General features: G+C 64.8%; 23 protein-coding genes, 1 other RNA gene and 1 riboswitch. Of the genes, 11 read left to right on the forward strand and 13 right to left on the reverse strand.

The genetic code is table 11. The features are described from left to right. Positions 1 to 82: 82 nt before the first annotated feature. From AC1MCD_RS12705 to AC1MCD_RS12725, 5 genes are all read left to right on the forward strand, one after another. The gene (locus tag AC1MCD_RS12705) at positions 83 to 616 is read left to right on the forward strand and encodes a DoxX family protein (protein WP_190989681.1); all 534 of its coding nucleotides are present in this window, start codon (positions 83 to 85) and stop codon (positions 614 to 616) included. A 6-nt stretch (positions 617 to 622) separates the two neighbouring features. Further along, the gene (gene aroA / locus AC1MCD_RS12710; protein WP_498672442.1) at positions 623 to 2014 is read left to right on the forward strand and encodes a 3-phosphoshikimate 1-carboxyvinyltransferase; all 1392 of its coding nucleotides are present in this window, start codon (positions 623 to 625) and stop codon (positions 2012 to 2014) included. Then, a complete protein-coding gene (rsgA, locus tag AC1MCD_RS12715; protein WP_498672444.1) occupies positions 1998 to 3113 on the forward strand; it encodes a ribosome small subunit-dependent GTPase A in 1116 nt (371 codons plus the stop codon). The genes aroA and rsgA overlap by 17 nt, the downstream gene beginning before the upstream one ends. Before the next feature lie 54 nt (positions 3114 to 3167). Beyond that, positions 3168 to 3980 carry a histidinol-phosphatase gene (gene hisN / locus AC1MCD_RS12720; RefSeq protein ID WP_498672446.1) on the forward strand — a complete coding sequence of 271 codons (813 nt, stop codon included), beginning with the start codon at positions 3168 to 3170 and terminating at the stop codon, positions 3978 to 3980. A 156-nt stretch (positions 3981 to 4136) separates the two neighbouring features. Next, positions 4137 to 4250: riboswitch (SAM riboswitch) on the forward strand. Positions 4251 to 4285: 35 nt separating this feature from the next. After that, complete coding sequence (locus AC1MCD_RS12725) at positions 4286 to 5716, forward strand: aminotransferase class V-fold PLP-dependent enzyme (RefSeq protein ID WP_498672448.1); 1431 nt, start codon at positions 4286 to 4288, stop codon at positions 5714 to 5716. Between the two features lie 22 nt (positions 5717 to 5738). Here AC1MCD_RS12725 and AC1MCD_RS12730 read toward each other — a convergent pair whose 3' ends face one another. Beyond that, positions 5739 to 7070, reverse strand: a complete 1332-nt coding sequence (locus tag AC1MCD_RS12730; RefSeq protein ID WP_498672450.1) for an MFS transporter — start codon at positions 7068 to 7070, stop codon at positions 5739 to 5741. A 167-nt stretch (positions 7071 to 7237) separates the two neighbouring features. Between AC1MCD_RS12730 and AC1MCD_RS12735 the strand changes: the two genes are divergently transcribed. The 6 genes from AC1MCD_RS12735 (at position 7238) to AC1MCD_RS12760 (ending at position 10228) form a co-directional block, all read left to right on the forward strand. Then, entirely contained in the window at positions 7238 to 7996 is a 759-nt protein-coding gene (locus tag AC1MCD_RS12735; RefSeq protein WP_498672453.1) for a class I SAM-dependent methyltransferase, read from the forward strand. A 31-nt stretch (positions 7997 to 8027) separates the two neighbouring features. After that, on the forward strand, positions 8028 to 8741 hold the full coding sequence (locus AC1MCD_RS12740) for a metal-dependent transcriptional regulator (protein WP_498672455.1): 714 nt from the start codon (positions 8028 to 8030) through the stop codon (positions 8739 to 8741). A gap of 15 nt (positions 8742 to 8756) precedes the next feature. Then, positions 8757 to 9161: a fluoride efflux transporter FluC gene (locus tag AC1MCD_RS12745; protein ID WP_498672456.1), complete on the forward strand. Its 405-nt coding sequence runs from the start codon at positions 8757 to 8759 to the stop codon at positions 9159 to 9161. Next, positions 9161 to 9577, forward strand: a complete 417-nt coding sequence (locus AC1MCD_RS12750) for a fluoride efflux transporter FluC (RefSeq protein ID WP_498678327.1) — start codon at positions 9161 to 9163, stop codon at positions 9575 to 9577. The genes AC1MCD_RS12745 and AC1MCD_RS12750 overlap by 1 nt, the downstream gene beginning before the upstream one ends. 64 nt (positions 9578 to 9641) lie before the next feature. After that, positions 9642 to 10010, forward strand: coding sequence for a hypothetical protein (locus AC1MCD_RS12755; RefSeq protein ID WP_498672458.1), 369 nt, complete (start codon positions 9642 to 9644; stop codon positions 10008 to 10010). An 80-nt stretch (positions 10011 to 10090) separates the two neighbouring features. Beyond that, entirely contained in the window at positions 10091 to 10228 is a 138-nt protein-coding gene (locus AC1MCD_RS12760) for a hypothetical protein (protein WP_498672459.1), read from the forward strand. Positions 10229 to 10231: 3 nt separating this feature from the next. On the opposite strand, the gene AC1MCD_RS12765 is transcribed toward AC1MCD_RS12760, so the two are convergent. The 12 genes from AC1MCD_RS12765 to AC1MCD_RS12820 form a co-directional block, all read right to left on the reverse strand. After that, positions 10232 to 11212 carry a S1C family serine protease gene (locus AC1MCD_RS12765; RefSeq protein WP_498672461.1) on the reverse strand — a complete coding sequence of 327 codons (981 nt, stop codon included), beginning with the start codon at positions 11210 to 11212 and terminating at the stop codon, positions 10232 to 10234. A 218-nt stretch (positions 11213 to 11430) separates the two neighbouring features. Beyond that, the gene (locus AC1MCD_RS12770; RefSeq protein ID WP_498672463.1) at positions 11431 to 13599 is read right to left on the reverse strand and encodes a polysaccharide deacetylase family protein; all 2169 of its coding nucleotides are present in this window, start codon (positions 13597 to 13599) and stop codon (positions 11431 to 11433) included. A gap of 1012 nt (positions 13600 to 14611) precedes the next feature. Further along, positions 14612 to 14980: a transfer-messenger RNA gene (ssrA, locus tag AC1MCD_RS12775) on the reverse strand. 98 nt (positions 14981 to 15078) lie between these two features. Further along, complete coding sequence (gene smpB, locus AC1MCD_RS12780; protein ID WP_498672464.1) at positions 15079 to 15549, reverse strand: SsrA-binding protein SmpB; 471 nt, start codon at positions 15547 to 15549, stop codon at positions 15079 to 15081. A gap of 87 nt (positions 15550 to 15636) precedes the next feature. After that, entirely contained in the window at positions 15637 to 17079 is a 1443-nt protein-coding gene (locus AC1MCD_RS12785; protein ID WP_498672466.1) for a peptidoglycan DD-metalloendopeptidase family protein, read from the reverse strand. A 27-nt stretch (positions 17080 to 17106) separates the two neighbouring features. Next, on the reverse strand, positions 17107 to 18021 hold the full coding sequence (ftsX, locus tag AC1MCD_RS12790; protein ID WP_498672467.1) for a permease-like cell division protein FtsX: 915 nt from the start codon (positions 18019 to 18021) through the stop codon (positions 17107 to 17109). Next, the gene (ftsE, locus tag AC1MCD_RS12795) at positions 18018 to 18809 is read right to left on the reverse strand and encodes a cell division ATP-binding protein FtsE (protein ID WP_498672470.1); all 792 of its coding nucleotides are present in this window, start codon (positions 18807 to 18809) and stop codon (positions 18018 to 18020) included. The genes ftsX and ftsE overlap by 4 nt, the downstream gene beginning before the upstream one ends. Before the next feature lie 189 nt (positions 18810 to 18998). Next, on the reverse strand, positions 18999 to 20114 hold the full coding sequence (gene prfB / locus AC1MCD_RS12800) for a peptide chain release factor 2 (RefSeq protein WP_498672471.1): 1116 nt from the start codon (positions 20112 to 20114) through the stop codon (positions 18999 to 19001). Between the two features lie 94 nt (positions 20115 to 20208). Continuing rightward, positions 20209 to 20622: a pilus assembly protein TadG-related protein gene (locus AC1MCD_RS12805; protein ID WP_498678328.1), complete on the reverse strand. Its 414-nt coding sequence runs from the start codon at positions 20620 to 20622 to the stop codon at positions 20209 to 20211. Between the two features lie 88 nt (positions 20623 to 20710). Further along, positions 20711 to 21142: a hypothetical protein gene (locus AC1MCD_RS12810; protein WP_498672472.1), complete on the reverse strand. Its 432-nt coding sequence runs from the start codon at positions 21140 to 21142 to the stop codon at positions 20711 to 20713. A gap of 52 nt (positions 21143 to 21194) precedes the next feature. Continuing rightward, positions 21195 to 21506: a TadE/TadG family type IV pilus assembly protein gene (locus AC1MCD_RS12815; protein ID WP_498678329.1), complete on the reverse strand. Its 312-nt coding sequence runs from the start codon at positions 21504 to 21506 to the stop codon at positions 21195 to 21197. A 123-nt stretch (positions 21507 to 21629) separates the two neighbouring features. Beyond that, on the reverse strand, positions 21630 to 21812 hold the full coding sequence (locus tag AC1MCD_RS12820; RefSeq protein ID WP_498678331.1) for a hypothetical protein: 183 nt from the start codon (positions 21810 to 21812) through the stop codon (positions 21630 to 21632). Positions 21813 to 21896: the final 84 nt, after the last annotated feature.

Consider the following 21896-nt stretch of genomic DNA (forward strand, 5'->3'; position numbering starts at 1 on the left):
GCGGGCAAATATTCCTCAAAAGTGCAAGACTAGAACGGACTTCGCCGCATTCGACGCGGTTCGTCCAGCCAGGAGGAAATTCATGTCCTTTGTCCGCACCCTTGCCCGGCCCATGCTGGCCTCCAGTTTCGTTCTCGCCGGACTGGACAAGCTGAAGAACGCCGATGACACCGCGCAGCAGCTCTCTCCGCTCCTGCAGAAGGCCGCCGCGTCGCTGCCGTTCCAGGCTGACGAGAAGATGCTGGCGCGGGTGATCGGCGGGACCCAGGTGGGGGCCGGCGTGCTGTTTGGGCTGGGCAAGTTCAGCCGCCTTTCTGCCACCGTGCTGACAGTCATTTCGCTCCTGAACACTTTCGTGGAGTGGCGCAGCGCTGACATCAGCACCAAGGCAGGCCGCGAAGCCCGCCGAAACCAGCTGCTGAAAAACGTTTCCCTCAGCGGTGGCGCCCTGCTGGCCTCGGTGGACACCGCCGGCAAGCCCGGACTCGCCTGGCGTGCCGAGCACATTGCTGCTGATGCCCGGAAGACTGCTGCGGAGGCCCGAAAGACCACGGGCAAGAAGCTCCACGAGGCGGACAAAGCAGTGCGCCGCGCCGTGCACGCAACGGGGGCATAAGGCCGAATGACCGGTTGCACCCCGCCAGCATCCCTCGATTCCGACAACCTCATCCCGAACTGGCCTGCCCCGTTTGCCAGCCGTCCCATCAACGCCACCGTCACGGTGCCGGGTTCGAAATCGCTGACCAACAGGTTCCTGGTGCTGGCCGCGCTGGCTGATGGCCCTTCCCGACTGCGGGCACCCCTGCATTCCCGCGACTCGGCCCTGATGATCGATGCGCTCCGCCAATTGGGAGCCACCGTCACGGAGGTACCGGGCGACGGCGCTTACGGGCCCGACCTTGAGGTTACGCCGCTAGGCCAGGAGGCGGCGTCGTCACGCACGCATATCGATTGTGGCCTGGCGGGAACGGTAATGCGTTTTGTGCCGCCGCTGGCGGCGCTGCGGAAGGGTGCCAGCGTTTTCGACGGCGACCCCCACGCCCGGAAGCGCCCGATGGGCGCCATCATCGAGGCGATTCAGGCGCTCGGCGTGGTCCTGACAACGGACGACGGCGGAACCCCCTCTGCGCTGCCGTTCACCGTTGAAGGCACCGGCGAAGTCCGCGGCGGTCACCTTGTCATCGATGCCAGCGGGTCATCCCAGTTTGTTTCGGCCCTCCTGCTGGTGGGGGCGCGGTTTACCGAGGGACTCCACCTGGAGCACGTGGGCAAACCGGTGCCCAGCCTGGACCACATCAACATGACGGTGGCTGTACTCCGCGGCGCCGGGGTTTCCGTGGACGATTCCACGCCAAACCACTGGGTGGTGGCCCCGGGCCCCATCCGCGCCTTTGACCAGCGCATCGAACAGGACCTCTCCAACGCAGGCCCTTTCCTGGCCGCGGCCCTGGCCTCCGGCGGGACAGTGACGATCCCGAACTGGCCGGCCGAAACCACCCAGGTGGGCGACCAGTGGCGCACCATCCTCGCAGCCATGGGCGCCGACGTCAGCTTGGTTAACGGCGTCCTGACCGTCACCGGCGGCGCCGAGATCAAGGGCGCCGAATTTGATGAAACCAGCGAGCTCGCCCCCACCGTGGCAGCGCTTTGCGCGCTGGCCAGTGGTCCGTCCCGGCTGACCGGCATCGCCCACCTGCGCGGCCACGAAACTGACCGGCTGGCAGCGCTGGTCACCGAAATTAACCGCCTCGGCGGTGACGCCGAGGAGACCACCGACGGCCTGGTGATCCGACCGGCCACGTTGCATGCCGGCGTCGTGCACAGCTACGCGGACCACAGGATGGCCACAGCCGGGGCCATCCTGGGCTTGGCTGTACCGGGAATTGAAGTGCAGGACATCGGGACCACCGCCAAAACCATGCCGGAGTTTCCGCAGATGTGGGCGGACATGGTGGCCCAAGGCGCAGGTCCCGCTGACGGGACGGAAGGTTCCAGCGGTGGCCCGCAGCACTGATTCGTGGGACGAGTCCGACGTCCGGATCCGGCCCAGCAAAAAAGGCTCGCGGCCCCGCACCAAGGACCGTCCCAGCCACGACGACGCCGTGACGGGCCGGATCATCACGGTGGACCGGGGCCGCTACACCGCCGTCGTGGGCGAGGACTCGGGCGACGAGCGGATCATCATCGCCGCGCGAGCCCGTGAACTGCGCCGCTCCCCCGTGGTGGCCGGCGATTTCGTGTCCCTCGTCGGAGACGTCTCCGGGGATCCCGACACCCTGGCGCGCCTGGTACGCATTCAGGACCGCCGCACCCTGCTGCGCCGCAGCGCCGATGACACGGACCCCATCGAGCGTGCTGTGGTGGCCAACGCCGATCAGCTGGTTGTGGTGGTGGCCGCCGCCAATCCGGAGCCACGCACCGGATTCATCGACCGCGCGCTGGTGGCGGCGTACGACGCCGGCATTGAACCGCTGCTGCTCATCACCAAGGCGGACGTCAAGGATCCGGCGGAACTGTTGTCCAACTACGAGCACCTGGACTTTCCGGTCATCATCAGCCGGACAGCGGATTCCGCCGCCTCCGGCATCGATGCGCGCTCCGACGACGGCCTTTCGGCCCGGCTGGACATTGACGCTGTGTCGCAGCTCCGCGCCTACCTCGACGGCAAAGTCACGGTGATGCTGGGGCATTCCGGCGTGGGCAAGTCCACCATGGTCAACGCACTCACGGGCGCCGAAAGGGCTACCGGTGGCGTGAACGCTGTGACGGGCCGCGGCCGCCATACATCGTCGTCGGCCCTTGCCCTGAAACTCGCAGGCGCACCGACCGGAAGCTGGATCATTGACACCCCAGGCATCCGTTCGTTCGGTTTGGCCCACGTGGACCCGGACCGGATCCTGCGGTCCTTCCCGGACTTGGAACCGGGCACGGACGCCTGCGAACGGGGCTGCAAACACAATGCAGCCGCCGTCAATTGCGGGCTGGACACGTGGGTGGCCGAGGGGCACGCCGGCCCCACCGGGCCGGCCCGGCTCACCTCGCTGCGGCGGCTGCTGGGCACCGACCCGCGGCTGGAGGGTCAGGAAACCAAGGAACTGGGCAGCATCAGCTAGCGCCCGGAAGCCGAGGTCCCCAACCCTGCGGCCGTTAGACGGTAGTTTGGAAGCATGATCCAACCCGCTTCGAGCTACAACGATGACCTGCGCCTGGCCCATGTGCTGGCCGATTCCGTGGATGACCAGACCATGAGCCGCTTCAAGGCGCTGGACCTGCACATCGAGACCAAGCCTGACCTGACGCCTGTCACGGATGCGGACAAGTCGGCCGAAGAGGCCATCCGCGGCCAACTGTCCCGCTCGCGTCCCCGGGACGCGGTCCTCGGCGAGGAATTCGGCAGCTCCGGGCACGGCTCCCGGCGCTGGATCATTGATCCGATCGACGGCACCAAGAACTTTGTCCGCGGCGTCCCGGTCTGGGCCACCCTGATCGCACTGGTGGACGAGGGCGAACCAGTGGTGGGTGTGGTCAGCGCGCCCGCCTTGGGCAAACGCTGGTGGGCCGCAAAGGGCGCCGGCGCCTACATGGGCAAGTCCCTCGCGGCAGCAACCCGGCTCAGGGTGTCGAATGTGTCCAACCTTGCCGATGCGTCCCTGTCCTATTCCAGCCTGGGCGGCTGGAAGGAACGCGGCAACCTGGATGAGTTCCTGGGCCTGACCGAGGACGTTTGGCGCACCCGGGCCTACGGTGACTTCTGGTCCTACTGCATGGTGGCCGAAGGCTCCGTCGACATCGCCTGCGAGCCGGAACTGAACCTTTACGACATGGCTGCCCTCGTCCCCATCGTGGTCGAGGCCGGCGGGCGTTTTACATCGCTGGAAGGCCAGGACGGGCCGTTCGGCGGCAACGCGCTGGCCACCAACTCCATCCTGCACTCCGAGGTGCTCAAACGTCTGAACCCGGATCTGGACGATCTGCTTTAACCTGATCCCCGAATGATCGACGGCGGGGCCTCCGCGCAAGGGGTGCCCGCCGTCGTTTCTTCGACAAATCGGCGGATGATCAAACAGCCGTAACAAACGTCTTAACATTCCGCCGGGCTTTTCCGCTGCCGCGGAGATGTCCTACTCTCTTTAACAGGTCACGAGTGCCAGCGCTAAACCCCGGTTTGCTGGCCGGCAACCCTCCATTCGCGGTGGGGTGCCCCGGGTGACGACCAGGCCGGTCCTCAATGGACACGGCAAGCGCGGATTCCCGGTACCGGGGGTCCTTTTAAAGTGAGGTCTCCGTGACAACTGCCACCGTCTCCCCCGTCGTTCAGAACACCGCCGCCGCAGACAGCGCAGCACTTACCGGCGAACTTGCTGCCGTTGCCGGACGACCGCTGTCCGCCGTCACCGGCGCTGAAATCCAGGCTCCGCTGATCCAGGGCGGCCACATCCGCTACGCCAACCTCGACTACGGCGCTTCGGCCCCCGCCCTCTCCGTTGTCTCGGCCTACCTCAATGAGATCCTGCCGTACTACGCCAGCGTCCACCGCGGTGCGGGCTACGCGTCACAGATCAGCACGTCCGTCTACGAAAACGCCCGGAACATTGTGCGGGACTTCGTGGGCGGCCGGCCGGATGACTCCGTCATTTTCACGCGGAACACCACCGACTCGCTGAACCTGCTGGCGGGTTGCCTGCCGCACGGGGACGGCCAGGCCACCGGCGACGTCCTGTACCTGGACATCGAGCACCACGCCAATCTTCTGCCGTGGCAGGGCGTGCCGCACCGCAGCGTGGTGGCCGCTCCCACCATCGCCGGAACCATCGCAGCCCTGCGCGCCGAACTTCAGCAGGGCCAGGTCAGCCTGCTGGCTGTCACCGGAGCCTCCAACGTGACCGGCGAGATCCTCCCCATCCGCGCCCTCGCCGCGCTGGCCCACGAGTACGGAGCCCGCATCGTGGTGGACGCCGCCCAGCTCGCACCGCACCGGCGCATCAATATCAGCACCGACGACGTCGACTACCTGGCCTTCTCCGGACACAAGCTCTACGCACCGTTCGGCGCCGGTGTCCTGGTGGGGCGCACGGACTGGCTCGACGCCGGCACCCCGCACCTGGCGGGCGGCGGCGCCGTCCGTGAGGCAAAGCTCGACGGCGTCAGCTGGGCCACCGGCCCGGCCCGCCACGAGGGCGGCTCCCCCAATGTCCTGGGTGCAGCCACGCTGGCCCGCGCCACCCAGGTCATCGCGTCATTGGACCAGGAACGCTGGCACGCCCATGAGGCTGCCATCAGGTCCTACCTGGTGGCAGGGCTGCAGAAGATCGACGGCGTGACGGTCCACCAGATCTTCTCCGACACCGATCCCGGCACCGGCACCATCGGAGTAGTGAACTTCTCGGTGGCCGGTTATGACGCTGGACTGGTTGCCGCTTATCTTTCGGCAGAACATGGCGTTGGCCTGCGGGACGGCCGCTTCTGCGCCCACCCGCTGCTGAAACGCCTCGGCCTCCCTTCCGGTTCGCTGCGGGCCAGCTTCGGGGTGGGTTCCCGGCTGGAGGACGCCGAACGGCTGCTCACCGGCCTCGAACAGCTGCGCCGCACGGGCCTCGGCTGGGACTACGTGGTTGATTCAGGCCGCTGGGTGCCCGCAAAGGACACCCGCACCTACCCGCACTGGGCCCCGAACACGCCAGGCACTGCCGGCGCGGCTCCCTGCCTCGACGACTGACCTCGCTGGCTGACCTCGCCGGCTAGGTCTGGGCGGTGGCGCTATCTGTGGGCTTCACGATCCGGGCCGGGTTTCTGATGCCCAATGCTGAGACTGCGCCACCGATGACCAGGAGGACGCCGGTGGCGATCAGCACCCGATGGAATCCGTCCAGGTTAAGCTGCTTCCCGGCGATGAGTCCGACGAAGGCGATGCCAACCAGACCCGCTACCCTGGCAACCGCGTTGTTTACGGCCGAGCCGATGCCGGACTGCTGCTCAGAGATCGAGCCCAGTATCGCCGCGGTCAGCGGTGCAACTGTTGCCGAGAGCCCCGCCCCGAAGAGGACGATTCCCGGCAGCAGCTGATTCCAGTAATTGACGGGTATTTGCGACGACACCATCAGGAAGTAGCCGAGGCCGGCACCGGCCGGGCCCAGGGCCATGAACCAGCGCGGGCCGTATCGGCCGGCGAGTGAACCGAACCACGATGACAGGCAAATGCTCAGCAGGCTGACGGGCAACAGGGCGAGGGCGGCGAGTGTCGCCGAGTAACCGGCCACCTGCTGCAGGAAGAGCACGATGATGAATCCGCCGATGGAGAGCGCGGCATAGATGAACATGGTGGCCAAGTTGCCTGCCGCGAAGTTCCTGACAGCGAAGAGACTCAGCGGCATGAGCGGCTGTTTCGCTGTTGCCTGCCGCCAGATGAAGGCCGCGAAGCAAACGACTCCCAGGATCAGGGGCAACAGGATGCCAGGGCTTCCCCAACCCTGTGTGCCCTGTTCGATCAGGGCATAGACCGGTCCGGCCAGCCCGAGTACACACAGCACGGCGCCGGGATAATCAATGCCCACCCCTGCCTCGCGGACGTCGGAGGCGCGAAGCACGGCCAGCAGGCACAAGGTCACCGCAATCGGCAGAACATTAATGCCAAACGCCCACCTCCAGCCGACAGAATCCACCAGGACGCCACCCACCAGGGGGCCGGCGACGAAGGCCACCGTGGTGCCGGCGGTCCACTGGCCAATGGCCTTGGCCCTGGCCGGCCCGTCAAAGTGCGAGGTGATGAGCGCCAGCGAACTGGGCACGAGCAAAGCCCCGGCAATTCCTTGCAGGGCCCGGGAGACGATCAGGATTTCAGCGGAGGGGGCGAACGCGCACATCAGTGACGTCACCCCGAAACCCAGCAGTCCGGTGCGGAGAATGAGTATCCGCCCGAGTACGTCAGAGAGAGAACCCGCGAGCAGGATGAGTGACCCCAGAGTGATCAGATAGGCGTCCACAACCCATTGCTGGGTGGTCAGGCCGCCGCCCAGATCACGGGAAATGGCAGGCAATGCCACGTTGATGACGCTGCTGTCCAAAAAGGACACCAAAGAGGCGAGAATCGAAATCCAAAGGACGAGTCTCTGGGCGCGTGTCGTCGGAGGAAAGCCCACTCCTCCAGTAAACACCGCCAGCGCGGCTGCCGACGGTTCACTGGCATCAGGTAGTTTGAATTTGAAGGATACCCATGGACAACAGATGAAGGAGGCCGCACGTGGCACGGGGTGGCCCCAGGCTTGACCACGGACGCCGGCTGGAGCTCGGCCAGAGCTTCCAGGACGGCGGCGAACACTACCAACGCGTACGCCCCGGCTACCCCGGCGACTCTGCCGACTGGCTGGTACCGGCCGGTGCCCGCGATGCCGTGGATGTGGGCGCCGGCACCGGCAAATTTGCCGCGCTCCTGCTCGAGCGCGGCCTCGCCGTCTCGGCCGTTGACCCTTCCGCTGACATGCTGAAGCAGTTGCGTGCCCACTATCCGACGGTTGCGGCAGCCCAAGGCACTGCAGAGGCGACCGGCCTGGCGGACTCCGCGTTCGACGTCGTCAGCGTTGCCCAGGCGTGGCACTGGTGCGATCCGCTGCCGGCCAGCACCGAACTCGCGCGGGTCCTGCGGCCCGGCGGAACACTGGGGGTGATCTGGAACCAGCTGGACACCTCCGTTCCCTGGGTGCACCGCCTCTCGCGCATCATGCACGCCGGAGATGTCTACAAGCCGGGCTTCCGGCCGGTGGTGGGGCCGGAGTTCGAGGGCCTGGAAAGCCACGTGACCCGGTGGGAGGACAGCCTCAGCACCGCGGACATCATGGAGCTGACGAAGTCGCGCAGCTATTACCTGCGTGCCGGCGAGGCCACCCGAAACAAAGTCCTGGCCAACCTCGACTGGTACCTCCACGAGCACCTTGGACACGCCACCGACGAGGACATCAACCTGCCGTATCTGACCCTCACCTGGCGGGCCGTCAAGGCGTGAGGGCCGCGGACCACCGGGTAGGCTTGAAGTCGTGAAGACCAGCGCCCCCTCTTCCTCGATCGAGGACTACGTCAAGGTCATCTACGGCTTCACGGAGTGGCAGGACAAGCCCATCACGTCTTCGCAGCTGGCGCAGCGCCTGGGCGTGGCCAACTCCTCGGTCTCAGAGATGGTCCGCAAGCTTAAAGACCAGGGCCTGGTGGACCACAAGCCATACAGCGCCATCACCCTGACGCCCGCCGGCATCCGGCTGGCGCTGTCCATGGTCCGCCGTCACCGCCTCATTGAGACCTACCTTGTGCAGGAACTCGGCTACAGCTGGGACGAAGTCCACGACGAAGCCGAACTGCTTGAGCACGCAGTGTCGGACACCTTTATTGAGCGCATGGCAGCCAAATTGGGCGACCCCCAACGCGACCCGCACGGCGATCCGATCCCGACGGCGGACGGTGCGGTCCTGATGCCCGATGCCCACCTGCTCGGCGAACTCGATCCCGGGCACACCGGCCGGATCACCCGAATCAGCGATGAGAACCCGGACCTGCTCCGCTATCTTGCGGCAGAGAATATTGACCTCGACGCCGACGTGGAGGTCATGGGCCGGAAGCCGTTCGGTGGGGCCCTGGTGGTGCGGATCCATAACGCCGGCAGGACGCGGGACTACGATCTCGCCGACGAAATCACGGCCGCGCTCTGGGTGCACACCAACCAGCCGCACGTAGGCTGCACCCTCGGCGGCCGCTGAATGAAACACGCCGGGATGCCTGACTGGCGTGCCTGGCTGGCCGTCGCCGCGGGAGCGCTCGCCGGGACGGAGCTCCGGTACGGCCTGGGGCTCGTATTTCCGGACGCCGCCGGAGCAGTACCGTGGACCACGCTGGGCATCAACGTTGCCGGGAGCTTCGTCCTGGCTGCCCTCACCACGCTGTGGATCGCCCGGCCGCACACGGCATTCTGGCTCCGCGCCGGCCTGGGCCCTGGGCTGCTTGGATCCTTCACCACCTTCTCGGCAGTGGTCTTCTCGATTGACCAGCTGGCGCGGGCCGGGGAACATCCGGTGTGGCTCATCTATTTGGGACTGTCGCTGCTGCTCGGCGTGGGCGCCGCAGCCGCTGGCTGGCGGACGGGCCGGCTCCTGGTGGACCGGACGGAGGCAGTCCGGTGATGGGCGCTGCCCTGGTGGGAGTATTCGGTGTGGCGGGCGCCCTGCTGCGTTTCGCCGTCGACAGTTGGTTCGCCCACCGCACCCAGCGGCATGGCGGCAGCAGCGCCGGCCACCGCACGGAAAGTTCCGCCGGCACGCCGCGGCACTGGCCGTGGGCCACCCTGGTTGTCAATGCCACCGGATGCCTCATCATTGGGCTTTCCATCGGTATCACCGGAAGGCTCGGTCTGGCACCCGAGTGGCAGACCGCCGTCGCCACGGGTCTTGCCGGCGGGCTGACCACCTTCAGTTCGTGGACGACGGCTACGGTGCGGCTCCTGAGTGAGTCCCGGTTCGGGGCCGCGGCCCTCAACGTGGGCGCCAACCTGGCCGCAGGCTTTGCTGCGGCGGCAATCGGCATAGCCATCGCCTCGTAAGCGCGCCGCCACCTCTCCTCAGCCAACGGGTCGGGTTTGGTACTGTCCCGTATCGTTGACTCTGATGATTAGCAGACGCGACGCGGCAATTGCCCTTGATGTACCGATGGAAATGGCCCAGCGCCACGGCATTCCCAAACGCCTCTCCGAGGCGGAGCTGGGCGAAATCCTGGACAACCCGCCGGCGTGGCTGGTCCAGTCGCGGGCCAACCGCACCGGCAAGCGCCCCGTGTGGGTCCATTTGGAATGCGCCGTCTGCGGCTACGAGGAAGCGGCCAGGCCCAAGAAGTGGTGGCCGGAATTCACGTATGTTGTGTGCGAGCACCATGCCCCGAACGAAGTGCCCAGGCTTCAAGAGGGCTTCATCCGGGGCGAATTCGACGGCGTCGGGACCCGCTTTGTGGGCATTGCGGACGTTCCCGCTCCGGCCTGATTCAGGGCATTACATTCCGCGCCGATCAGGCGTAGTTTACGAAGTGGGACGCCCCCGTCCCGTGTCGTAAGGAGCACGCCATGCCGGACAAAACACCTCACCAGCAGCTGCACAAGAAGCCGGTCAAAACCATCAAGGAAAAACGCGCCGACAAGAAGGCCAAGAGCCCTCTCGAGGGCGCACAGGATCCCGTGGCGCACCTGAAGAAGCGCCGGTAGCAACTACCCGTTTGCTGCCATCTCTTCCGGTACGGCCACAAGGTCCAGTTCTTTGCCGTCCCTCAGCACCCTGACGGGCAGCGGTTCGCCGATTGCGTCAGCGAACAGCAGTTTCTGCAGGCTTTCAGCGTTGCTGACGGGGCGGCTTCCGGCTGTCAGGATGAAATCACCAGCCCGCAGTCCGGCCCGTTCCGCGGGCGATCCGGGCAGCACTTCCATAATCCGGAGTCCGTCGCGCTGTCCGGTCCTGATCACCGCGCTGGCGCTGAGCCTGCTGGGCGTGCTGACAACGCCGAGGTAGGCCCGCCTGACGCGGCCGTCCTTCAGCAGCGCCGAGATGATCCGCCGTGTGGTGGCGTTGATGGGTACGGCCAGGCCCAGCCCGGCGCCGGCCACTGCGGTGTTGATGCCCACGATCCGGCCGTGCGAGTCGGCCAACGCCCCGCCGGAGCTTCCTGGGTTGAGGGCCGCGTCAGTCTGGATGACGTCCTCGATGACTCTCCTGTTTCCCCCCTGCCACACGGGAATGGCCCGGCCGAGGCCGCTAACCACGCCCGCGGTAACTGAGCCTGCAAGTCCCAAGGGGTTCCCGACGGCGATGACCAGCTGGCCCACCCGCAGCGTCTCTGCATCGCCGAACTGTGCAGGGGCGACTTTCTGGGCCCGTCCGCGGACCACCGCGAGGTCGGACAATGGGTCCACGCCCACCAGTTCGAGATCGGTCCGGCTGCCGTCGGCAAAGGCTGCATGGCCCTGGTTCGTGCCGGCCACCACGTGCGAATTCGTCAGGAGGTAACCGTCTTCGGTGAACAGCACCGCCGAGCCGGCGCCCACACGGAACCGGCCGTTCTTTCGGTTACTGGTCATCTCGATGGCCGCAACGTGCGGAGTGACTGTCTCGGCCACGCGCATCACTGTGGCCGAATAGGAATCCAGCGCATCGTCGTCGTACTCTTCTGCATGCGGTTCACGGGCCGGTTCCATGGCGCACCTCCTGGCTGCCTTTGTCGACTCCGGCCAACGGATTTTGGTGCTGCCGGGTTCTATTGGCGACAACTATGCGGGGGCGGCGGGTAGTCCCGCGGGGGCTACGCCGTCGGTGAACAGCAATGAACGGCCCCCGGGCTAAAGCCGGGAGCCGTTCATTAGTGCCTTGTGACAACCGTTGCTAATTGACCGCGGGGTTGCCTAGTCGCTCAGCGTTACTTGTAGGTGACAACTGCGCCACCGGCAGGGCTCCAGTTGATGCGGCCCCCTTGGTAGTCCTGGGCTACTCCGCTGCCCGAGACATACTCATTGCTGACCGGGTACCCAAGGCGACCCCTCTCGAAACCGGTTGCTGCCCACGCCTGGCGGATGGCCCCGACAGTGTAGCGTGCACCGGTCGCGGGGGACCAAATGATGGCACCTCCCTCATAATTCTGGTAGACGCCGCCGTTGACCAGCCCGCCGACTTCGTTCGTGGTCGGGTAGCCGAGGCCGCCCCTTTCAAAGCCCGTGGCCGCCCACACCTGGCGGATGGCACCAACAGTGTAGTGAGCGCCCGTAGCAGGTGACCAAATAATGGCACCTCCCTGATAATTCTGGTAAACGCCACCCCTTATGAGCCCACCAACTTCGTTCGTGGTCGGGTAACCGAGGCCTCCCCTTTCAAAGCCCGTGGCCGCCCACACCTGGCGGATGGCACCAACGGTGTATCGTGCGCCGGTCGCTGGGGACCAAATAATGGCTCCCCCCTGGTAGTTCTGGTACACGCCGCCGTTAACCAGTCCACCAACTTCATCCGAAGTCGGGTATCCGAGGCCTCCGCTCTCAAAACCCGTGGCCGCCCACACCTGGCGGATGGCACCAACGGAGTAGTGTGCCCCGGTAGCAGGGGACCAAATGACGGCACCGGCCGCATAGTTCCGGTAGCAGCCGCCGTTGATTAGACCGCAGACTATATCGCCCGATGGCGCTCCCAGTCCGGGGTTGGCTGCCGCCACCGCACTGATGGCGCTCGTGGCGTCAGCTGGCGGAGTTGTAGGCGGCGTGGTGGTGCCCGCAGTGACCTCAAGCATCTGCACGTTGTCGACATAGGCGGTGACGCCGGTTCCGGCCACCGAAACCTGCAGGCTCGCCGAGGCCACATTGGTGGAGCTCGGTGTGTAGTTGAAGTTCATCGCTTCCACCCACCTCGAGTTCTCCGTCTTATAGTTCTTTCCGCCGACCCATGTTCCGGCGGAGTTGTACTCGTCGACGTAGAACCCGACCGTCCCCGTGGTGAGCGCCGCCACGTTAAGGAAGGACTTGAACAAGTAGTTTGTTGCCGGCTTCACGGCAACCTTCGGTGAGAACAGGTGCGACGCGGTGGTAGGCGCGGCGTCATTTGAAACAAGCTTGACGGACCGAGTGGAGTCCGGGAAGCTGCCGTTGTTGCCCGCATCGGCCGTGATGTTCGCCGCAGCATCAGTTGTCCAACCGTCCCCGAGGCCATTGTTGAACGTCGGATTCGGCATCAGGTTCGGCGTCCCAGTCACGAGGCCTTTGCTGACGTTGACGTTTTTGATGAGGCCGGCATCCACCTTGGTCTTAACATACGCGGCCAGCTGGTCGAGCTCCGCTGTGCCGTACTCGTAGTCGTCCGGGACCTGGCTTGGCGTCGGCCGGATGTCGTGGAAGGTGAAAACTGCCCAGGTCTTGTTCGTGATCGCCTCGTCGACCTTCAACTTCAGGGCGGCGACCGGGGTGGTCACCTCTTGGGCTGGAGTGTTGTGCAGCAGGAGATCGCCGAGCGGCCAGATGTTGTTGCCAACGTCGGCGAACCCGCGCATCGAAGTGTAGTATTTGGCTACCTGGGCCACTGTCGACATGTCGTAGTCGCCGTATGGCGCAGCGAAGGCGGTCGCATTGAAGCCGTTGGTAGCCAGCGTCGCCTTGCTGTTGGCCAGCTCGGCGTCAACCTGGGCCGCCGTCAGTTTGGTTGCCTGGCAGTCGCCTCCGACGCTTACGAGGCACTGATGGTCGACCGTATGCGACCCGATCTCCCAGCCGTAGGTGTTCTGCAGCTGCGTAATCTGGGCCCACGTCATGTAAGGCACATCAGGGTTGGCTCGGCACGTGTTCGGCACGGTTGTCATGCCGACGCAGCCGGTGGGGACGTAGCTGGTGCCGGTCAGCCCGTACTTCTGAAGTACGGGCGCCGCCTGCGTGATCGCGCTCGCTTGTGCGTCGTCGAACGTGAAGGACACGAGCGGCTGGGGCGCAGGGTTGTCCACCGCGGCGTTCGCCACTCCTGGCGTCAGCAGGGCGGCGGACAGTGCCGCCACGGCCAACCCGACGGGCACGAGCTTGGCGCGCCCCCGCGGCAAGCCGAATCTGGTTCTGGTCATGAGTACTTCCGTTCTGTTCGGATGGGTGACAGCGCCGGGTTGCGCCGCCGTGTAGTGATCGCAGACTCTGTATAAGCTCGAACGCCTGCGACACCAGGCGGACCTCGATACCGATTTCGTCGATGATTTGCCCTTGGGCGGCAAGGACGCCGCAGGTGGTAACGCTCCGTTCCGCAGGTGCGGTATTCTCCTGAGTCCCGGTCAACTCCAAGGTCGCCCCAAAGGATTTCTACGATTCGGCGTTTGGAGGCGGGGCTTCCGAGATCCCGTAGCGGGATTTCCGAAGTGCGCCGCATCCTGCAGTCGTCTAAATCGACGGCAGCGAGCCGCACGCTGTTGCGCCCCACCCCGAATAGTCCGCTAAGACAACCAGACATTGGCTCTGACAAATCAGGAGTTGTCCCCACGATGCTCTCCATTCCCCATCAGCTGCGTTGGTGCTTTCGCGGCGGGACCAGGCTGCGGTGCCATGCGGGATGATCCGGCTTTGGTATCAGAGTGACACGGCGAAAATCGCCCAACAAGCCGAATGGATACGCAAAACGTTGCATGGATCGAAAGACAGGTAACGGGACTGCGGAGGCGCGTAGGAGATAAACCTGAGCCTGAGTACCCCCAGAGGGAACCAAGTAGTAAAAGTGACTGGAGTTATTGACGGGCGGGTAGTGTGCAAAACACAAAGGACAAGGCGGTTGAGGCCTGGGTTCCAGGCCTAGTCGGCCGCCTTACGTGGCAACCCTATTCGCTTCTCAGATTCAGAGGAGGGCAGGCTCTTGATGCGACGGGGAAGAGTTCCGGGTTCCTTGTCGGGGCACGTTGTGCGACTACGTTGATCTAACGCGGCCCCATGCACCAAGTCGACAGCACCGGACTCGCGCAGATGAACACCTCTGGCACCGCATAGGTTGGGTCGGACGCTCATGACGTAATCAGGGGCCGCGGCGACAGGCTTAACGCCAAAAGACCCGGACACAAGGTCCGGGTCTTTTGGCAATGTCTTGCGACATTCAAAATGTGGAGATGGGGGGAATTGAACCCCCGTCCGATGTCGTGTTGTCAGGGCTTCTCCGGGCGCAGTTTGCGTCGGATTTTCTCGGCCCCGGTCATGCTGCAAACAGCTGACCGATCCGGGCCCAGTCATCTAAGAGTCCCGCTCACCCCGATGACGGGGGTAAGCAGCAGTGGCTATCTAAATGACGCCAGGTTCCGGGGCAATAGCAACCTCGGGCTGACGGACTGTCTTACTGCTTAGGCAGCAAGAGCAAAGTCATCGCGTTTTGAATTGGCGATTATTTTTTTGCAGACAGCGTTTACGAGATAATTCTGCATCCTCGGCCCGCTTCACCTGTCGCGACTAACATCGTCGAAACCGATCATCCCCGTATTTTGTTATCAAACCGGCCGAGCGGTGCGAGCACCATCCCTGCCGGACTCTTAATCATAACGCACACGCGCCGGAAATCATTCCATCCGTCCTGCTTACCGGCGGTTGCGTTCCCGCATCACGCGCTGCGCTTCGCGCGTATCCTGCTGCTCACGCAAGGTCTGGCGCTTATCGTATTCGCGTTTACCGCGAGCCACGCCGATCTCCACCTTGGCGCGGCCGTCTACAAAGTACAGCTGCAATGGCACGATGGTGAAACCGGATTCCCTGATCTTGTGGGAGATTTTCGTGAGCTCCTCGCGGTGCAAAAGCAGCTTGCGACGGCGGCGCGCGGCGTGGTTGGTCCAGCTGCCCTGGTTGTACTCGGGGATGTGGATACCCTCCATCCACAACTCGTCGTTGTAGAAGGTGCAGAACCCGTCCACCATGGACGCGTGCCCCTCGCGCAGGGATTTCACCTCGGTGCCCATCAGGGCAATGCCGGCCTCGTAGGTGTCCAGCACGAGGTAGTCATGCCGGGCCTTGCGGTTGGTGGCCACCACTTTACGGCCACTTTCTTTGGGCACGGTGGAACTCCTCAGTTCTTGGATCCTGGTTGGCTCCGGCCGGTCCGGCGCGGAGTCATACCAGTCTACGGCAGGGGCGGACGCGCGTTACAGCAGCCGCATCGGGTCGACGGCAGCACCGTTGAGCCAGGTTTCAAAGTGGGCGTGGCAGCCCGTGGAGTTGCCGGTGTTGCCTGAGTAGGCGATGAGCTGGCCCTGCGATACCTGCTGGCCGTTTGAGACGACGATGCTGCTGTTGTGGTAGTAGATCGTGGTCAGGGAATTGCCCTGAACTACGCCGTGGGAGATCTTCACCCGCCAGCCGCCGCCGTCCGCGGAGTTCCAGCCTGAGGAGAAGACCTCACCGGCCGCCGCAGCGTAGACAGGGGTTCCGCACGCCGCGCCGAAGTCGATGCCGGTGTGGACGTAGCCGCCCTGGCCATAGAAGTCGATGGTGCCGGGCGGAGTTGAGCGCCAGCCGAAGCCGGAGGTGATGGGCACCCCGCCTGCGAAGGGGTGCTGCAAGCCAAAGGCCGACGGCGAACCGGTCACCGGAGCGTACGGCACCTGCGGCGGCGGGGCCTGTCCCTGCGCGGCAGCCCTGGCTGCGGCGGCCGCAGCAGCAGCCTCGGCGGCCCGGCGCTGCTCTGCTTCCCACGCCTCACGGAGCCTGCGGTCGCGTTCAGCGATCTCGTTGGCCACGGCATTCTGGCTGGCCTCCACTGCCGCTATTTGGCTTTGGATGCCTGGCTTGGCTGCCTGCAGCTCGGCGTCGAGGCGCGTCGTGTCGGCGATCAGCTGGTCGACCTGTGTTTTCTTCGCCTCGGCCTCGTCGCGGGCAGCCTTTTCCCGTTCCAGTGCGGCGTCCGCCTTGGCCTTGAGGTCCTTGATCTCCGCTTCCACCGCTTCCAGCCTGGCCTGGGAGTTCACGTTGGTGGCGCTCTGCTGGGACAGCTTGTCCATGGCGGCGTTCTGGCTGCGCATGGCCTGGTCCGCGAGGTCCATGGTTTCAGTGAGGCTGCCGCCGCTGTTGGCACCGAACAACAGGGTCAGGTTGGAGGGCACACCGCCGGACTTGTAGGCCTGGGTGGCGATCTGGCCAATGAGCTTTTTGGTGTCGGCGATCTTCTGCTTATCGGCATCCAGCTGCTGGGTAATTTTGGCTTTGTTTTGCTGCGCAAGGTCAACCCTTGCGGTCAGGGCCTCGACTTCCTTGACTGCGCTGGCCACGCGCCCCTGGGCTTCCAGGAGGGCCTGCTGGGCTCCGGGGAGCTGCCCCTGGTAGATCACCAGGTCACCGGCCGCCTTCGCGATGCGGGAGTCCACGAATTCCAGCGACTGCTGCACTCGGGCCGCCTCGGCTTCAAGGGCGGCGCGCTTGTCATCGAGCTCATCGGCGTACGCAGTCGGGGCCGAGGCGCCCAGGCTCGCAGCAAGGAGAAAGACCATGACGCCGCTGATGAGGCCGGTGCGACGGCGTGCCGGTGCCAGGCGTGAGCTTGCCGGGCGTTCAGCCCGGTGGCGGGGCGCAGTTCGGTGCAATACGTTCATCAGGATTCCTTGGTTGGTCTCCACAGCCTAAACCTTCAAGTATCTGCGCAAGGTCAAGAGAGACGAAATTCCTGCCAAAGATCCGCCAAGGATCAGCAAGGCTGGCGCAAGAATGAGGGTCTGGCCGGGCGAGATAAACGCCGTGTCCGGATACTGCTTCGAGAGGTACTCGCCGAGGAAGAAGTGCGCTACGGCCCACAGCGTCCCCGAGGCGAGCGCGGCGCCAATGACGGCAGCAATCACGCCCTCAAGGATGAACGGCAGTTGAATGACCATCTTGGATGCGCCCACCAGGCGCATGATTCCAGTTTCGCGGCGCCGGCTGAAGGCCGAGAGCCGGATGGTGGTGGCGATCAGGAGGATGGCGCAGACAATCATGACGCCGGCAATACTGACAGCAACGAGCGATGCTGCGTTCATGGCGGAGAACAGGCGCTCCAGCAGTTGGCGCTGGTCGATGACCGTTTCGACGCCCGGCTGCGAGGAGAACGTCTCGCTGATGATCTGGTACTTCTCCGGATCCTTCATGTTGATCCGGAAGGAAGCGGGAAGCTGGTCCGGCGTCACTGAATCGACGATCGGTGAGTTTGAGAACTGATCCTTGAAGTGCTTGTACGCCTCTTCTTTGGACTCAAAGTGGAAGTCGTTGACGTACTGGGCCACGGCGGGCGATTCCAGCAGTGTCTGTAGGTTGTCCTGCTGCTCCGGGGTGATCGGACCTGTGGCGCAGCCGGCCGCCGTCGAACCGTCACTGCAGAGGAAGATGGCCACCTGGACTTTGTCGTACCAGTAGCCCTTCATCTGGTTGATCTGAAGCTGCAGCATGCCGGCGGCACCCACGAATGTCAGGGAGACAAAGGTGACCAGGATGACTGAGACCACCATGGAGACGTTGCGGCGCAGGCCGCTGCCGATCTCACCAAGGATAAAGGCGAGTCTCATCGCGGCCCCTCCCCTGCGCCGGGCTGGCGGTCCCCCGGAGTGGGCGGTTCCTCGTCCCGGCCGCTGGCGTCCCGCAGTCGGCGCGACTGGCCCACTACCGGAATCATGGAGGTGTAGAGCGCCTTGGCTTCGTCACGGATGACGATGCCGTTTTTGAGCTCAACCACGCGTTTGCGCATCTCGTTGACGATGTCGTCGTCGTGGGTGGCCATGACCACCGTGGTGCCGTTCTGGTTGATCTTGTCCAGGACGCCCATGATGCCCATCGAGGTGGTGGGGTCGAGGTTGCCGGTGGGTTCGTCGGCAAGGAGGATGCCGGGGCGGTTGACTACGGCGCGGGCAATGGCCACACGCTGCTGCTCACCGCCGGAAAGTTCGTGCGGAAGGCGGTTCTCTTTACCTTCGAGGCCCACGGTCTTCAGGACTTCGGGCACAGTGTCACGAATAACGCTGCGGCTCTTGCCGATGACCTGCATGGCGAAGGCAACGTTGGCGAACACGTTCTTCTGCGGGAGGAGACGGAAGTCCTGGAAGACCACGCCGATTCCGCGGCGGAGCCTGGGCACGCGCCAGCTCGAAATCTTGGCGACATTCTGGCCGGCCACGTAAACGGCGCCCGAAGAGGCCCGGTCCTCCTTGAGGACCAGGCGGAGGAAAGTGGACTTTCCGGATCCGGAAGCGCCCACGAGGAACGCGAATTCACCACGGTCTATCTCAAGGCTGACATCGTCCAGCGCAGGCCGGGCCGTCTGGTCGTAGACCTTGGTGACATTATCGAATCGGATCATGGCCCTAATTACCCTGCAGGGCACCGCTGATGCAGCCCAGATCTGCAGCCGGCGCGCGGGCATTCGTTTGGGGAATTAGAGGCCCCGGCCCCTTGACTATACGCAGTCTTTTTGCCGTATTTCGGGGCTTTCAGGGGTGTGTCGCGGGTTGGCGGTGGTGACCTGCCGGCGGTGATCGCCGGGAGGGAGCTACTTCGCTGCGTTGCGGTTGTCGGTCCGCCAGCGGATCCCGGCGTCGATGAAGTCGTCAATCTCGCCGTCGAAGACTGCGGACGTGTTGCCGACTTCGTGTTCTGTGCGGAGGTCCTTGACCATTTGGTACGGGTTCAGGACATAGGAGCGCATTTGGTCGCCCCAGGAAGCCTTCACGTCGCCGGCGAAGGCCTTCTTCTCGGCGTCCTCCTGCTCCTTCTTCAGCAGGAGGAGGCGGGACTGCAGCACGCGCATGGCGGCGGCCCGGTTCTGGAGCTGCGATTTTTCGTTCTGCATGGACACCACCGTGCCGGTGGGGATGTGCGTGAGACGCACCGCGGAGTCCGTGGTGTTAACGGACTGACCGCCGGGGCCTGAGGAGCGGAACACGTCCACGCGGATCTCGTTGTCAGGAATGTCTATGGAGTCCGTGGACTCAATCAGCGGGATAACCTCGACGGCGGCGAACGACGTCTGGCGTCGGCCCTGGTTGTCAAAGGGGCTGATCCGCACCAGCCGGTGGGTTCCGGCCTCGACGCTCAGCGTACCGAAGGCATACGGGGCCTTGACCTCGAACGTTGCGGACTTGAGGCCCGCCTCTTCGGCGTAGGACGTGTCCATCACCGTGGTGGGGTACCCGTGGCGCTCCGCCCACCGGAGGTACATCCGCATCAGCATTTCGGCGAAGTCTGCGGCATCCACGCCGCCTGCTCCGGCCCGGATGGACACCACGGCTTCGCGTTCGTCGTACTCGCCGGAAAGCAGCGTGACCACTTCCAGGTCCTTCAGGGACTTCCGGATTGACTCAAGTTCGGTGGCCGCTTCGCCCATGGAGTCGGCGTCGTCCTCGTCCTGGCCCAGTTCCACCAGAACTTCGAGGTCGTCGATCCGTGAGACCAACTTGTTCAGCCGCTCCAGCTCGGACTGCCTGTGCGAAAGCCGGGAGGTGATCTTCTGGGCCGCAGCGGGGTCGTCCCACAGGTCCGGTTCGCCCGCGCGCTCGCTCAGTTCGGCGATGTCTTCCTTCAGGGCCTCGACATCGCTGACGCGCTCGATGGAGTTGTACGTGGCGCGGAGGGCGCGGATTTCTGCGGAAAAATCAATATTGGCCATGGTTGTTTAAGCCTACGCTATGGGGCCGGGGCCCGGGCTCCCGGCGTGGGCGGCGGTTACGGGTCGGGTTCCCGGTGCGGCCGGAGGCCTCCGGTCAGCGGGTGAGCCGGGAACGGGCCGTGGACGCTGCTTCGATCCGGATCCCGTCCGGCACCAGGAAGTTCACCACGGGCGGGTGGACCAACGAGCTGAGAACCACGACGGCCGTGGAACCGTCGGGGCTGCCGGTTCCCTGCGTCACGGCCAGACCGTCGAAGCGGGCCGACGCCGGGCTCCTGGCCACGAAGTCCGACGCCACATTTCGGACACGCCCGGAACCGAGGACGGCCGAGGGGCTTCCTGTCGCTCCCGCGACCTCCCCGAGGGTGTAGCTGTCAGCGGCCGCGAGCGAGGCGCCGTCGGCCAGGGAAAGCAACCGCTTGTGTTCGAGGTAGACACTGGAGATGCCGATGACCACAGTGACCACCAGCAGGGCGAGTAGGACGTAGCCGACGATCATGACGATCATCTGCCCGTCTTCTGTCTGCTGGTCCGGGCTCTTCGTGGAGGCACTTGTGGGGGCGGTTGCGACGGCGGAGTGACGGTTCATCCTGGGGTCACCTGAACCTGCCGACCAGTTGGGTGGAGGACGCCTCAACCTCGCTTGCCTGCAGCCTGAAGTCGTCATTGAAGGGAACGAAGGGCAACGGCACGTTGAGGTTCACGGTGACAGTGACGGCTGTTCCGGCAGCATGGCAGTCGGTGGGATCGCAGCGTGTGGAGACCCGGGCGGTGCCGGCGTCATGGCCGAAATCCGCGAGGGCGATGAGGGCAGCCTGCTCGGCGGCGGCGCGGCCCGATTCTGCATCGGGCTGGGCAACGAATACCTTCGCCGCCTGATCTGCGGCGCCAACGACGGCAAAGGACCCACCCTGGATTTGGCCGACGGTGATGATGAAGTAGACGAGGGGAACCATCAGGAGCAGCGCCAGGAACGTGAATTCGACGACGGCACTTCCCCGGTCGCCGTGTTCCGTGGAGAGTGCCACCCGGAACCTGTGGCGTAGACGGGCCCGAATCTTTGGGCAGGCGCAAAAATTGCTAAGGCTGGATGGCCGCATGGCCCTTCACCTCCAAGACGTCTCGTGGTCCGATGAGCCCGATGACGGGCATGGGAGCCCTGATGGTCACTTCGAGCGTGCGCAGGCCCTGGAACGTCACTTCGGCGGTGGTGATGTCTTGCGCGAACTCGTCGTTCAGCGCAGTTCCTATCAGTGTTGCCGCCCGCTCTTCCGCATCTGAGGCGCCACGGTCCGCGAGCGTTCCGTAGCGTGCGCCCGAGGCGGCCGCATCAATGAGCGTATTGCGGACGTGCAGGACCAGGGTGAGCTGGATGATGGCCAGGAAGAACATGGTGAGCAGCCCGCCCACCAGTACAAAGTCCACCACCGCGGACCCTCGTTCCTCCCTGCGACAGTCTTCACCTGCGCCGTAAGGGCGTCGACTGGAACTGCGCTGGCCAGCGTCAGGCATGCCCTAGCTTCCGACCTTTTCCATAGCCTGGTTAAACATAGCTTCCAGAGCCGGGCCGGCCAGGGCGAGCAATGCGGCCACGAGGACGGCTGACATCAAGGTGATCATGACCCAGCCGGGCACGTCGCCACGGTCCGGGTGGTCAGGAAGGTCTGCGCGGTCCGGGACGTGGTGGTGGTTTGTCACCTCCCGGCCATCGGAGGCCGCGACGCCAGCCTTTGCCTGACGACGGCCTCTCCCTGACACGGAAGAGCCGGACCATGCCCAGAA

The organism is Arthrobacter sp. BF1, assembly GCF_056680215.1.

Coding starts and splice junctions, on each gene's coding strand:
- AC1MCD_RS12785 (WP_498672466.1), bottom strand. CDS start 17,079: ATGAACGTATTGCACCGAACTGCGCCCCGCCACCGGGCTGAACGCCCG.
- hisN (WP_498672446.1), top strand. CDS start 3,168: ATGATCCAACCCGCTTCGAGCTACAACGATGACCTGCGCCTGGCCCAT.
- prfB (WP_498672471.1), bottom strand. CDS start 20,114: ATGGCCAATATTGATTTTTCCGCAGAAATCCGCGCCCTCCGCGCCACG.
- AC1MCD_RS12755 (WP_498672458.1), top strand. CDS start 9,642: ATGATTAGCAGACGCGACGCGGCAATTGCCCTTGATGTACCGATGGAA.
- ftsE (WP_498672470.1), bottom strand. CDS start 18,809: ATGATCCGATTCGATAATGTCACCAAGGTCTACGACCAGACGGCCCGG.
- ftsX (WP_498672467.1), bottom strand. CDS start 18,021: ATGAGACTCGCCTTTATCCTTGGTGAGATCGGCAGCGGCCTGCGCCGC.
- AC1MCD_RS12805 (WP_498678328.1), bottom strand. CDS start 20,622: ATGATCGTCATGATCGTCGGCTACGTCCTACTCGCCCTGCTGGTGGTC.
- AC1MCD_RS12765 (WP_498672461.1), bottom strand. CDS start 11,212: ATGGAACCGGCCCGTGAACCGCATGCAGAAGAGTACGACGACGATGCG.
- AC1MCD_RS12815 (WP_498678329.1), bottom strand. CDS start 21,506: ATGTTCTTCCTGGCCATCATCCAGCTCACCCTGGTCCTGCACGTCCGC.
- AC1MCD_RS12745 (WP_498672456.1), top strand. CDS start 8,757: ATGCCTGACTGGCGTGCCTGGCTGGCCGTCGCCGCGGGAGCGCTCGCC.
- AC1MCD_RS12770 (WP_498672463.1), bottom strand. CDS start 13,599: ATGACCAGAACCAGATTCGGCTTGCCGCGGGGGCGCGCCAAGCTCGTG.
- AC1MCD_RS12760 (WP_498672459.1), top strand. CDS start 10,091: ATGCCGGACAAAACACCTCACCAGCAGCTGCACAAGAAGCCGGTCAAA.
- AC1MCD_RS12705 (WP_190989681.1), top strand. CDS start 83: ATGTCCTTTGTCCGCACCCTTGCCCGGCCCATGCTGGCCTCCAGTTTC.
- aroA (WP_498672442.1), top strand. CDS start 623: ATGACCGGTTGCACCCCGCCAGCATCCCTCGATTCCGACAACCTCATC.
- AC1MCD_RS12750 (WP_498678327.1), top strand. CDS start 9,161: ATGGGCGCTGCCCTGGTGGGAGTATTCGGTGTGGCGGGCGCCCTGCTG.